The 12,346-nt window shown below is 70.5% G+C and carries 13 protein-coding genes; 8 read left to right on the forward strand and 5 right to left on the reverse strand.

All coding sequences use genetic code 11. The features are described 5' to 3' along the window. Positions 1-18: 18 nt before the first annotated feature. Positions 19-999 carry a DUF1648 domain-containing protein gene (locus QUE44_RS01730; protein WP_286215537.1) on the forward strand — a complete coding sequence of 327 codons (981 nt, stop codon included), beginning with the start codon at positions 19-21 and terminating at the stop codon, positions 997-999. Beyond that, entirely contained in the window at positions 999-1,331 is a 333-nt protein-coding gene (locus QUE44_RS01735) for a GntR family transcriptional regulator (protein ID WP_350226865.1), read from the forward strand. The genes QUE44_RS01730 and QUE44_RS01735 overlap by 1 nt, the downstream gene beginning before the upstream one ends. 85 nt (positions 1,332-1,416) lie before the next feature. Here QUE44_RS01735 and QUE44_RS01740 read toward each other — a convergent pair whose 3' ends face one another. Next, positions 1,417-2,250, reverse strand: coding sequence for an HAD hydrolase family protein (locus QUE44_RS01740; protein ID WP_286215538.1), 834 nt, complete (start codon positions 2,248-2,250; stop codon positions 1,417-1,419). A gap of 73 nt (positions 2,251-2,323) precedes the next feature. Between QUE44_RS01740 and QUE44_RS01745 the strand changes: the two genes are divergently transcribed. The 4 genes from QUE44_RS01745 (at position 2,324) to QUE44_RS13870 (ending at position 4,810) form a co-directional block, all read left to right on the forward strand. Then, positions 2,324-3,295 carry a zinc-binding alcohol dehydrogenase family protein gene (locus QUE44_RS01745; RefSeq protein ID WP_286215540.1) on the forward strand — a complete coding sequence of 324 codons (972 nt, stop codon included), beginning with the start codon at positions 2,324-2,326 and terminating at the stop codon, positions 3,293-3,295. 62 nt (positions 3,296-3,357) lie between these two features. Further along, on the forward strand, positions 3,358-4,128 hold the full coding sequence (locus QUE44_RS01750; RefSeq protein WP_286215542.1) for an SGNH/GDSL hydrolase family protein: 771 nt from the start codon (positions 3,358-3,360) through the stop codon (positions 4,126-4,128). A gap of 197 nt (positions 4,129-4,325) precedes the next feature. Beyond that, positions 4,326-4,607: an NUDIX domain-containing protein gene (locus tag QUE44_RS13865; RefSeq protein ID WP_350226866.1), complete on the forward strand. Its 282-nt coding sequence runs from the start codon at positions 4,326-4,328 to the stop codon at positions 4,605-4,607. Beyond that, positions 4,604-4,810, forward strand: a complete 207-nt coding sequence (locus tag QUE44_RS13870) for an NUDIX hydrolase (protein ID WP_350226867.1) — start codon at positions 4,604-4,606, stop codon at positions 4,808-4,810. Before QUE44_RS13865 ends, QUE44_RS13870 begins: the two co-directional genes overlap by 4 nt. A gap of 490 nt (positions 4,811-5,300) precedes the next feature. Here QUE44_RS13870 and QUE44_RS01760 read toward each other — a convergent pair whose 3' ends face one another. Both QUE44_RS01760 and QUE44_RS01765 read right to left on the reverse strand, forming a co-directional pair. Next, on the reverse strand, positions 5,301-6,575 hold the full coding sequence (locus QUE44_RS01760) for a LamG domain-containing protein (RefSeq protein WP_286215544.1): 1,275 nt from the start codon (positions 6,573-6,575) through the stop codon (positions 5,301-5,303). Beyond that, positions 6,572-8,308, reverse strand: coding sequence for a glycoside hydrolase family 43 protein (locus tag QUE44_RS01765; protein WP_286215545.1), 1,737 nt, complete (start codon positions 8,306-8,308; stop codon positions 6,572-6,574). The genes QUE44_RS01760 and QUE44_RS01765 overlap by 4 nt, the downstream gene beginning before the upstream one ends. Before the next feature lie 226 nt (positions 8,309-8,534). Here QUE44_RS01765 and QUE44_RS01770 point away from each other — a divergent pair, with 226 nt between their 5' ends. Then, positions 8,535-8,807 carry a hypothetical protein gene (locus QUE44_RS01770; protein WP_286215547.1) on the forward strand — a complete coding sequence of 91 codons (273 nt, stop codon included), beginning with the start codon at positions 8,535-8,537 and terminating at the stop codon, positions 8,805-8,807. A gap of 57 nt (positions 8,808-8,864) precedes the next feature. Here QUE44_RS01770 and QUE44_RS01775 read toward each other — a convergent pair whose 3' ends face one another. After that, on the reverse strand, positions 8,865-10,409 hold the full coding sequence (locus QUE44_RS01775; RefSeq protein ID WP_286215550.1) for a DHA2 family efflux MFS transporter permease subunit: 1,545 nt from the start codon (positions 10,407-10,409) through the stop codon (positions 8,865-8,867). A 216-nt stretch (positions 10,410-10,625) separates the two neighbouring features. On the opposite strand from QUE44_RS01775, the gene QUE44_RS01780 reads away from it, so the two are divergent. Continuing rightward, a complete protein-coding gene (locus QUE44_RS01780) occupies positions 10,626-11,087 on the forward strand; it encodes a hypothetical protein (RefSeq protein WP_286215551.1) in 462 nt (153 codons plus the stop codon). On the opposite strand, the gene QUE44_RS01785 is transcribed toward QUE44_RS01780, so the two are convergent. Then, on the reverse strand, positions 11,030-12,331 hold the full coding sequence (locus QUE44_RS01785; RefSeq protein ID WP_286215553.1) for an ISL3 family transposase: 1,302 nt from the start codon (positions 12,329-12,331) through the stop codon (positions 11,030-11,032). The genes QUE44_RS01780 and QUE44_RS01785 overlap by 58 nt on opposite strands. Positions 12,332-12,346 lie beyond the last annotated feature (15 nt).

Genomic DNA, 12,346 nt, shown 5'->3' on the forward strand with positions numbered 1-12,346 from the left:
TCGAGAGGGGTGGTCGCCATGACCGGAGAACTGGCGCTGCGCAGGGCGCGGCTGGTCGGGGTGGTGGTGCCCGCTGGCGTGGGCCTGCTCGCCGTGGGCGTTCAGGTGGCGATCCTGGGAGATCTGCCGGCCGAGGTCGCGACCCACTGGGGTCCGTCGGGTGCAGATGGCTTCTCGCCCGCCTGGACCGTGCCAGCGATGACGGCCCTGCTGGCGCTCGCGCTGCCGATCGCGCTGGGCTCGACCGGACTGCGCGCCGTGGCGCGCGGCGAGCGTGGATACGCGCTGCGTCTCATGCCCGCGCTCGCGACCGGTCTCTCGACCCTCATGGGCATCCTGATGACCGGCACGCTGTGGCTGCAGCGCGGCCTGGCGGACGCCGCCCAGGCGCCGTCGATCGTGTCGTTGCTGGTGGCCGCCATGGTCGCCGCCGTCGCGGCCGGTGTCGCCGCGTGGCTGGTGCAGCCGCGCGAGTCGAGCGTGCCGCCCGCCCGAGAGCCCGTCACGCCGGTGACGCTCGCCCCCGGCGAGACCGCAGTGTGGGTGGGCCGCGCGGAGACCAGCGGCATCGTCCTGGCGGCCCTGGCCTTCGCCACGATCGCGGTGGGCGCGACGGCCGTGATCTCGTGGGTCGTGGGCGACCGCGGCGTCGCGATCCTGGTCGCGGCGATCACCGTGGTCATGGGCGTGCTCGTCGCGAGCTTCACGGTGTTCCACGTGCGCGTCGATCGCCGCGGGCTCACCGTGACCTCCGCGGGTCGGCTCGTGCGGTTGCGCGTCCCCGCCGCCGACGTCTCGAGCGCCGCGCCCATCCACGTGAGCGGGCTGGCGCAGTTCGGGGGCTACGGGATTCGCTCGGTGCCCGGCGCGACCTCCGTGGTGCTGAGGGACGGAGAGGCGCTCGAGGTGACGCGCCCCGGCGGGCGCCGGTTCGTGGTGACGGTGGACGATGCCGCGGGAGCCGCCGCGATGCTCACCGCGGTCGCGGCGAGGGCCTGATGCTCATCCGGACCACGCCCGGCTCCTCGGTGGCGCTGTACGACCAGATTGCGGCCTCGGTGCGCGTCGAGGCCGCGTCCGGCCGGCTTGCGCCCGGCGACCGCCTGCCGTCCGCGCGCGAGGTGGCGGCCGCGCTCGACGTCAATCTCCACACCGTGCTCAAGGCGTATCAACTCTTGCGGGACGAGGGGCTCATCGAGATGCGCCGCGGCAGGGGGCGGTGGCGACGGAGCGCGCCGGCGCGCTCGGGGAGTTGCGCGTGGAGGCGCGGGCGCTCGCGGAGCGTGCCCGGGCGCTCGGGGTCAGCGCCGATGCCCTGGCTGGGCTGGTGAGGTCCGTCGCCGACGAGTCCTGAGCGTCCCGATGCGCGGGTTCTGGCGCGAATCGGAGTACTGAGTGTCCCGAACGGGGCGTGGGTTACGCGAGGAGGCCCAGGTCGCTGAAGGCCTCCGCGAGGCCGGCGTGCTGGGGGCCGCGCGCGACGCGGTCGGCGGCGGCGAGAACCGAAGGGCGCGCGCCCTCGATCGCCACGCCCACGCCCGCGTACTCGAGCATCTCGACGTCGTTGAGCCCGTCGCCGAACCCGATCACGTCCTCGCGGTCGAGTCCCAGGTGCTCGACCACGGCCGCGATGCCCAGCGCCTTGTGCATGCCCGCGAGGAACATCTCTCCCGCGCCAGGGCCGAGCTCGGGGATCGACGACGGCAGGACGGTGACCTCCGGTCCCACCACGCGCGCGATCTGGGCGAGCGGGGTCCCGGCATGGAAGGACGCGACCTTGCCGAAGGCGAGCCCGGAGAGGTCCTCGGCGGGGGTGAGCGCCGCGAGGATGTCGCGCCGGCCCGTGCTCATGCCGCCCGCCGGCGAGCGGCGCGTCATCGCGTCGATGGTCGCGGGACGGGCGTAGGTCGCCTCGGCGGCCTCAAGCAGGTACAGCGATCCGTGCGCGTCGAGCGCCTCGAGCGCGCGTACGGCGAGATCGGCGGGGAAGGTGTCATTGACCAGGACGGTGTCGCCCACCGAGGCGTACATCCCTGCGCCCGCCACGTAGCCGTCGAATCCGGCCGCCACGATCCGAGGCGTGAGCAGCGACAGCGGACGCCCCGTGCACAGAAACACCAGGTGGCCCGCGGCGCGCGCGGAGCGGACAGCCTCCTCGTGCTCCGGGGGCACCACTCCGTGGTGTGCGTACGTGCCGTCGATGTCAAGAAAGAGCGCGCGGCGGCGCCCGCCGGAGAGGGTGGGGGTCACGCCTTCACCCTAGCCGCGCGGGCCGTGCGCTCCGGTGTTTCACTGGTGAGGGAGGTGAGCGATGGATGCTTGGGTGGCCCGCCACGGCACGGTGGTGCGGGAGTTGCGACCCGATCGTGTGCCCGCCGCGGATGAACTGCTCGTGAGAGTCGAGGCGTGCGGGGTGTGCCGCACGGACCTTCACGTGATCGACGGGGACCTGCCCCAGCATCGTCCCCACGTCATCCCGGGACACCAGGTGGTGGGAACCGTCGTGGGCGCCGGCGGCGCGGCCAGGGGCTTCGATGTGGGCGAGCGCGTGGGCGTGGCGTGGCTGCACCGCACGTGCGGGACCTGCCGATGGTGCCGCACCGCGCGCGAGAACCTGTGCCCGCATGCGACTTTCACCGGCTGGGACCACGACGGCGGCTATGCGGAGCTGGTGACCGTGCCCGAGGCGTTCGCGTACCCGCTGCCCCTGACGGATGAGGCGCTGGACCTGGCGCCGCTGCTGTGCGCGGGGATCATCGGCTATCGGGCGCTCTCGCGTGCGAACCTCCCGCCCGGAGGGGTGCTGGGGCTGTACGGCTTCGGGTCGAGCGCGTCCATCACCGCGCAGCTGGCGAAGGCGGCGGGTGCGACCGTGATCGCGATCACGCGCGGGGAGCGCAACCGAGCGCTCGCGCGCGAGCTCGAGGTGGACTTCGTGGGGGACGAGCACGCCACGCCGCCCGAGCTTCTCGACGCGGCGATCGTGTTCGCGCCGGTGGGGGCGCTGCTCACGCAGGCGCTCGATGCGACCGCGCGCGGCGGCACGGTCGTATCCGCGGGCATCCACATGTCGCCGATCCCGGAGATCGACTACGACCGCTCGCTGTTCTACGAACGCGACCTCCGCTCCGTCACCGCGAACACGCGCGCGGATGGCGCGGAGTTTTTGGCGCTCGCGCGCAATCTCCACCTCGCGCCGGCGGTCACTACGTATGGGTTCGATCGCGTGGACGATGCCCTAGGTGACCTGCGCGCGGGGCGGGCGCGGGGCTCGCTCGTGGTCAGGATGGGGTGAGGAGTGGCCGGGGTGTCGCAGACCGCACCGGGTGCCGTAACGGCGTCATCGGGCTAGGGTCGATGCTCGTGAGATACGTGGCGATTGGGGACAGCTTCACCGAGGGTGTGGGGGATCCGGTGCCGGGGGGCGTGCGTGGCTGGGCCGACCTGGTCGCGTTGGGCCTCGCGGCCGATTCCGGGCGCGGCGTCCACTACGCGAACCTGGCAATCCGTGGACGGCTGCTCGAGCCCATCGCGACGGAACAGTGCGATGCGGCGCTCGAGCTCGACCCGCGACCCGACGTCATGACGTTCAACGGGTCGGGCAACGACATGATGCGACCGGGCTGGAACGCGGTCCGGATCGAGGCGCTCATTCGGCGTGTGATGGAGCGGACCGAGTCGGCTGGCGTGCGACTCGTGATGCTCTCCGGGCCCGACCCCACCGAGCGGCTCCCGCGCGGACGCGTCTTCGCGGAGCGAGCGGGTGAGCTCATGGAGATCGTCGATCGGGTCGTGGGGGAGTACCCGCACGTGATGTTCGTCGACAACTACCGGGACCGCGAGATGCGCCGCGCCGCGTATTGGTCCGAGGATCGTCTGCACCTCAACGCGCTGGGTCACTCGCGCGTGGCGGCGCGGGTGCTCGCCGCGATGGGTGTCGAGACGGACCTTCCGGTGGCCGCGTCATCCGATCTGGGCTCGCGGGGGTTGCTGTCCGAGGCTGCCTATGTCGGCCGCTACGTGCTGCCGTGGCTGGGGCGGCGGCTCACCGGGAAGTCGTCCGGTGATGGTCGCGACCCGAAGCATGCCACCTGGTCGCTGGTCGAGCCGCCCGCTGCCCCCGTGTGACGGCTCCGCCACACCGTTTCGCGGCTCCGCCACACGGGTCCCGGCGTGTCGCCGGAGTGTCGCGCCTGCAGAGGCCTTTGGGGGCCGATCCCGGGCCGGCTTGTGTGGCGCAGCCGCGGGGGCGGTGTGGTGGAGGGACGTCGCGCGCGTGGTTCATCGAGCCGAGGCGGCGTGGCTGGCTCGGGTAGCGTGACGCCATGGCGACCCCTGACTTCATCCTGGACCTGCGCTCGAAGATCGGCACCGATCTCCTGTGGCTACCAGGGGTGACTGCCGTGGTCCTGCGGCCCGCGCCCGAGGGCGGATCGCGGGAGGTGCTGCTGGTCCGGCGCGCCGACAACGGTGCGTGGACCCCGGTCACGGGCATCATCGATCCGGGCGAGGAGCCTGCCCAGGCCGGAGCGCGTGAGTGCCTCGAGGAGGCGGACGTGGTCGCGGTCGCCGAGGCGCTCGTGTGGGTGCACGCACTTCCCCCATGACCTACGCGAACGGCGACCGGTCACAGTACCTCGACCTCACGTTCCGATTCCGCTACGTGAGCGGCGACCCGTTCCCGGCCGATGGCGAGAACACCGAGGCCGCATGGTTCCCGCTCGACTCCCTCCCGCCCATGTCGGAGGAGATGAGTGCGAGGGTGCGCGCTGCGGTCGAGCCGGGGGACGTCGCGAGCTTCGTCGCCTGACCTGCCCTCTAGCGCGGACTCCCTCGCGGCTCCGCCAGACGGATTCTCGACTCCGCCACACAGGTCTCGGCGTGTCGCCGGCGAGTCGCGCCCGCGGAGGCCACTGAGGGCCGATGCCGAGGCGGCTCGTGTGGCGGAGCCGCAAGTGAGCGCGGTGTGGCAGCTTCCGACCCCTTGCGGCAAGCGTCGGCTGCGCCACACGTTTTCGCGGCTCCGCCACACGGGTCTCGGCGTGTCGCCGGCGAGTCGCGCCCGCGGAGGCCGCTGAGGGCCGATGCAGAGCTTGCGTGTGTGGCGGAGCCGCAAGTGAGCGCGGTGTGGCAGCTTCCGACCCCGTGCGGCGAGCGACGGCTCCGCCACACGGATTCGCGACTCCGCCACACAGGTCCCGGCGTGTCGCCGGCGAGTCGCGCCCGCGGAGGCCACTGAGGGCCGATGCCGGGGTGGCTTGTGTGGCGGAGCCGCGGGGGTTCCGCTCTGGTGGGGGTTGTTAGTCGAGCTGGTCGAAGCGGTAGAGGAACGTGGCCATGGCGTCGCGCTTGGTGTACGCCAGTGGCCTGTACTCCTGACCCGCAGGCGTGGACCAGCCGGTCGTGATGCCGGTCGACTCCAGCCACGTGATCTCCGTGAAGAACTCCGTCGACGACGCAGTCACATCCACAAACGGAGACTCACCAGGATCAGTCCAGGCAGGCTGGCCCGCATACCGGTACAGGAAAGCAGCCATCGCATCCCTCTTCACCGGCGCCAGCGGACGGAACTCCCGCCCCGCAGACGTCTCCCAACCCGTGGAGATGCCCTCCTGGAACATCCACATAATCTCCTCATAGAACTCCGTCGACGTCGGCGTGACATCCACGAACGGAGACTCGGCAGGAAGCGTCACCTCAGGAGAGCCCGAATACCGGTACAAGAACGCCGCCATCGCATCACGCTTAATCTGCGCCAACGGACGGAACTCCTGACCAGACGGAGTCGACCAGCCCGTGCTAATCCCCTCCGCAGCAAGCCACCCAATCGCCACAGCATGCTCCGAGCCCTCCACATCAATGAAGGACGGCTCGGGATCCACAGGATTCGCGAGGTCGGCGATCTCGGTGGGGGTGAGGGATCGTGACCAGACTCCGAGCTCGTCGATATCTCCCTCGTATGGCACGTCCCAGTGATTGACGCCCAAGCCGAACACGGCATCGTCCGTAGTGAAGACGTCAGGGAATCCCGTTCCCGCAAATGCCGGCTCGCCGTCGAGGTAGAGCGTGACGGCGCCCTCGTCGACGGTGAACGCGACGTGGGTCCACTCGCCCGTGGGGATGAGCGTGGGTGAGACGGCGTCGTACCAGGCCTCTCCTGACCACAGCATGGTGGTGTCGGACCAGCCGCGGGGGTTGAGGCTGATCCAGCTCGTGGTGGTCGGCCCGCCGAAGAACGCGGTGGTGAACTGAGTGAGTGCCGCGGGGCGCAGCCACAAGCTCACCGAGTACTGGTGGGTCCGGATGAGTCCATCGGGTAGCCGAACTCCCGACTCGCCGTCGAGGCGGAGCGCGGAGCCGACCACGCCGTCGTCCACGTAGGACGCGGTGCCGCCAGTCGTCGTGAGGCGGTTGCCGGTGGTGGTGGCGGGGGCGTAGGTGCCGGTGGACTCGGTGAGGTCGCCGTCGAAGGACCATGCGGCCTCGCCCGCGGCCTCGGTGGTGGCCAGCACGGTCACCTCGAAGTCCTTGGAGCCGGTCGCCTCGCCGTTGACCGCGGTCGCCGTGAGCGTCACGGTCGCATCGGGCGCCCCCACCGGGGGCGCGTGACGGCGCCCGCGGCGGTGACCACGGCATCGTCCGACGTCACCCAGGTGATCACGGTCCCTCCGGTGCCCTCGAGCGGCAGGGAAAGGTCCGCGGTGACGGCAGTCGTGCTGCCGAGCGTGAGCGCAGCGAGCGTCGCGTCGACCGCGTCCTGGCCCGTGGGGGTGTCGAGCGCGCGGCCCAGCACCGATGCGCCGGTCGCGTCGCGCAGGGTGAGGCCTGTCGACCAGGAGTCGAGGTCGGCGTCCCAGATGGGCACGGCAAATCCGGTGTAGTCGATGCCGTCGAGGGAGACCGTCATGGTGTTGTCGCCGGTCAGGGTCCAGGTGCCCTCGGTCTCACCCGTGATGGTGCCATCCGGCGCGAGGGTCACGCGCGACGTGGGGGCGGGGTCGGCGGTGATGTCCTTGCCGAGGTCCACCAGCTGCCAGCCGCCGGCGATCGACTCGGAAGCGACGGCGCCTGCGGACTCGCCTGCGTACCGCATGGGAGACAGGGCGGGCCAGCCATCTTCGGTCATCCACATCTGCTGGACGCGGACCTCATGACGCTCGTCCGTGCCAGGGAAGCGCGAGTGGAACACCAGGAAGGACTCGCCGGTGATGGGGTCGTCGTACCAAGAGTTATGGCCAGGGGAGACGTAGCCGAGCGGGGTGCCGCTGCCGGGATCGCCCACTGCGCGCGTCCAAGCGTGGCCGCCCATCAGCTTGACGCCGTGGGGCTCGATCGCGGCGTCGTCGAAGAGCGTTCCTTCGCCGCCCATGACGGTCGACATGTCGTGACCCTGGGCATCGACGTAGGGGCCATCGGGGTTCTCGGAGCGCATCACGCGCATGTCATAGCCGCCGTCCGCCGTGAGCCCACCGAAGGAGACGAAGAGGTAGTAGTAGCCGGTCTGCTCGTCGAAGCGAATGGTCGGGGCCTCGATGCGCGCGTGATTCCCGCCGATCAGGTGAGTGCCCCACTCCTGGTTCGGCAGGGGCATGCCGGTTGCCGGGTCGAGCTCGAGGATGAAGATGCCGCCCGAGTACGAGCCATAGACCATCCACAGGCGCCCGTCGGCGTCGAAGAAGACGTCGGGGTCGACCGCGTTGGGGTTCACGGTCGCGTCGTAGTCCTCGCCGGGAACCTGCTGGGGCTCGCCGTCGCGCTGCCCTGATCGCAGCATGATGCCGAGGTCCTCGTAGGGGCCATTCACGCTGTCCGAGACGGCGACTCCGAGCGCAGACCGGGGCGAATCTCCGCGGCACGCGTTGTAGTAGAGGTAGTAGCGACCGTCCTCGAGCTGGATCGCGTCCGAGGCCCACAGGGTGGTGGTTTCCGCCCAGGCGAAGGTCTCCGCGAGCTCGGTGTCGATGTCCTCGAAGAGCGCGTTGTCGCGTGAAATCCCCAGGTCAACCGTGTGCTGAGTCCAGTTCATGAGGTCGGTCGTGTGGGCCGATGCGCCGTGCGAGCCAAAGACCCAGATGTCCTCTCCGGACGTGACAACCGAGGGGTCGTGGACCGAGACCTCGGCGAAGGTGGGGGCCGGTGGCGTCGCCTCGGCGGGTGCGGTGGCTGGTGCGGGTGCGGTGGCGGGTGCGGGTGTGGTGGCGGGCGCGGCGGCGGCTTCCCCGCCCGCCGTGAGAATGGCGGCTCCGGAAAGTGCGGCGAGTGTGAAGGCGCTCGCCGCGATCGCTAGTCGAGAACGTGGATGTGCCACGGATGCTCCTGTTCGTCGTTGGACAGTGCGTGATGGGGTGAGTCCCCACGCCGCGCAAAGTTACAACGATGTAGAAGCGGAGTCAATTGGTGGAGGCGGTGGGTCGTGCTCGGTGGTGGGAGCTGGGGAGCTGGGGCGCTGGGGAGCTGGGGCGTGGGGTGGGCGAGGGGCGCGAACGACAGTGGGGGTCCCATAGGAAGCGCAAACCTCGCAGAATCGACTATGGGTGTCCCATAGGACGCTGGCGCTGACGCTGACGCTGACGCTGGCGCTGGCGCTGACGCTGACGCTGACGCTGGCGCTGACGCTGACGCTGGCGCTGGCGCTGGCGCTGACGCTGGCGCTGACGCTGGCGCTGACGCTGGCGCTGACGCTGGCAGGCGGTGAGCGCGCTCAGCCTGCGGACGCGGGATCGCAGGGTTGCGGCTCGGGCGCGAACGACAGTGGGGGTCCCATAGGAAGCGCAAACTTCCCGGAATCGACTATGGGTGTCCCATAGGGCGCTCGGGCGAGAGAGGGGTGAGCAGTTCTGGAGCAGAGCGCTCCGCCGCTCCGCTCAGTGGCCCGCGGGGACCTCGCCAGGGGAGTCGGCCGGGCGCTGGATGAACATCGCGCCCACCACGGCGAGCGTGGCGAGCACGGCCGCGATCACGAACGCGGCCGAGATCCCCGCCGCGGTGGCCCCCGCCGTCGTGGCGCCCGAGTCGGCGCGCGTCAGGGCCACGGCCGCCATGGTCGAGATGAACAGCGCCGTGCCCGCCGCGCCGGCGACCTGCTGAAGCGTCGAGACGGTCGCCGAGCCGTGCGAGTACAGGTGGCGCGGCAGCGACCCGAGGCTCGCGGTGAACAGCGGCGTGAACATGAGCGAGAGGCCGGTGCTGAGCGCGACGTGGCACGCGAGCAGCGCCCACCACGGCGTGTCGGGCCCGAGGATCGCGGACATGGTCCACAGCACGCCCGCGACCAGCGCGGCTCCCGGGATTAGCAGGGGACGCGGTCCGATCCTGTCCACCGCGCGCCCGATCCCCGGCGCGAACAGCGCCATCACCAGGCCACCCGGGAGGAGCATGAGCCCACTCTGCAGCACGGTCAGTCCCAGCACGTTCTGCATGAAGAGCGGCAGCAGGATGATCGCGCCGAAGAGCGACATCATGAGAATGACGAACATGCCGACCGAGACCGCGAAGGTCGGGACGCGGAACGTGCGCAGGTCGCGCAGGGCATCGTCGATACGCTGCAGCACCAGCTGTCGCCACACAAAGAGCGCGAGCGCGACGAGCCCAGCACCAAGAGCCACGATCATCTCCGTGGTGACGCCCTCGCCAGCGGACTCGCCGATTCGGCTCAGGCCGTACACGACCCCGCCGAAGCCGATCGCGGAGAGCAGCACCGACACGACGTCGAGCGGCGCCTTGCGCGGCTCCGTGACATTCGTGAGCAGGCGCCAACCGAGCGCCAACACCGTGAGCGCGATGGGGAGCACGAACACGAACATGAAGCGCCACGGCAGCACGCTCAGGATGAGTCCTGAGACGGTGGGGCCGATCGCGGGCGCGACCGCGATGACCACCGAGATCGAGCCCATGCGACGGCCCCGGGTTGCCGGCGGCTCGAGCTGCATCACGGTCGTGATGAGCAGGGGCAACATGATCGCGGTGCCGCCGGCCTGGATGACGCGCGCGACGAGCAGCGCCTCGAAGCCGGGAGACAGCGCGGCCATCAAGGTGCCGGTGGAGAACAGCCCCATCGCGGCCAAGAAGATGGGTCGCGTGTGGAAGCGCTGCAGCAGGAAGCCCGTGATCGGGATCACCACCGCCATCGTGAGAAGGAAGGCCGTGGTCAGCCACTGAGCGTCGACCGCCGTGATGCCCAGGTCGGTCATGAGGTGCGGGATCGCGACGCTCATCACGGTCTCGTTGAGGATCACGACGAAGGCGGAGACGATCAAGACCCAAATCACCACGGAGTTGCGGCGTGCGGTGGCGGGGTCGATCGGGGCGGACTGGTCTGCTGTCGCGGACTGAGCGGGCGCGGGCTGAGGGGACGCGGAGGAGTGCGGATTCCTAGGCGCCTCGTCCCGGGTGGCGAGGTCGTCGGTCATGGGGTCCATTGTCGTTCACGGCACTGACAATGGGGCACCCCCCAAAAAAGAGGGCATTGCCGCGAGGGCCCCACGTGCATAGCATCGTTATCACTACTCCGGCGGTGCACCCCGCCGGTGTCGCTTTCCTGGGGGCCGCCTGCCGGCGGAGGACGCGGAGGGGAAATGGTGCGTGTGGCTGAGGGGCGCCGTTTTTCGGCGCGAGACGTGCTCGTCATGAGCGCGTCCATCGATCCCACTGGCTTGCGTGTGGTGCGGTTGGCGGTCGGCGACGAGTCCGACGATGCCCGACCGCTCGGGCCGGACGAGCATCCGTCGCCGGAGTCGTCGGCCGCCTTCGCCGAATGGCGCATGCGCCTGGGCGCGTCCGGCGCGTTGCCGAACGTCTACCTTCCGGACGCCGAGCGCCTGTCCTCGCCTCAAGGCCACGTCGACCTCTTCTCGGGCGGGCCGGTCGACGACGCCTCGAGGAGGTACCTCACCCTCGCGGCGGACGCGCGCGCCCTGCGGGTGCGCGCGCGAGTCCTCCTTTGGCTCGCCGCGCGGGCATCGGTGGATGTCGCGGGGACGATGCGCTGGGCCAGTCTCGCGTGCGGGCCCGCTTATCCGGCTCTTCGCATTCAGGGCTGTAGGAGTGGCCTGAAGCCGCCGGCCTCGAGTAGCGATCTCGCGATGTAGTGGGTGAGGTTTCGGAACCCCAGGGCGGATCCGCGGAGGTGCTCGAGTCGGCCGTTGATCGCCTCCGTGGGCCCGTTCGAGGTCCCCGGCCGGTCGAAGTACGCTAGGACGTCGGCGGCGCGATGGCTCAGGGTTCGGCCGAGCCTGCGGAGCTCGACCAGCGCGGCCGGCACGCCGGTGCGAAGCGACTCGATGAGCGCCGTGAAGTCGCGCTTCGCGGTCGCGCGGTCGGGGTGACGGTAGGCGGTGATGATGCGCTGGTAGGCGGCCCATGTGACCTCGACCTCGGTGTGGGCGTCGTCGTCGAACAGGGCGTCGAGGCGTGCCCACTGGCGGTCGGTGAGGTACTCCAGCCCGGTGTGCAGGATCCGACGGGACATGTACAGCGGGTCGCCGGCGTGGCCGCGGTGGCCGTGGATGGCTTGCTGCAGTCGCCGGCGGCACTGGTCGAGGGCGTCACCGGCGAGCTGGACCACATGGAACGGGTCCATGACCGCTGTGGCGTCGGGCAGTTCTTCGGCGGCCGCGGTCTTGAAGCCACTGAAGCCGTCCATGGCGATCGACTCGATTCGGTCGCGCCAGCATCGGGGGCGTTCGGCGAGCCATGTCTGGAACGTCTGTTTCGATCTGCCAGGGATCATGTCGAGCAGGCGGGCCGGACCGACGCCGTCGCGTACCGGGGTGAGGTCGATGATGACCGTCACGTAGTTGCCGCCGTAGCGGGCGTGTCGCCACACATGCTCATCGACACCGAGGACGTGCACGCCCTGGAAGCGGGTGGGATCGTTGATCAGCTGGCGGTGCCCTTCGGTGAGGACCGCGTCGTTCGCGGTGTGCCACGCGACGCCGAGCCCCGCAGCGATGCGGGAGATGCTCAGGTGGTCCACGACGAGCGCCCTCAGCGCCCAGGCCAGGCCGCCGCGGGAGACCTTCGCGCGTGGCTCGGCCGCGGCGCGGAGGTCGTCGAGCCAGAACCGGCCGCATCGATCGCATCGGAACCTGCGTACGCGCACGAGCAGCGTCGTGGGCCGGCACCCGAACGGCTCGTGCGCAAGGCGGCGTTCCTGGCTGCCTCGCGGCCGGCCCCGGTCCCCGCACCCGTGGCACCGGTCGTCAGGGCTCGCGACGCGGCACTCGAGCACCGCCCTGTCGTTCTCGATGCGTTGACCCGTGACGGTCAGGCCAAGGCTGTCGAGGTTGCAGAAGGTCGTGAGATCGGGCGCGCCGAAGGTAGCGTGAGACAAGTCGAGGTCTTCCAG

This window comes from Demequina sediminis (genome assembly GCF_030296675.1).
Taxonomy (GTDB): Bacteria; Actinomycetota; Actinomycetes; order Actinomycetales; family Demequinaceae; genus Demequina; species Demequina sediminis.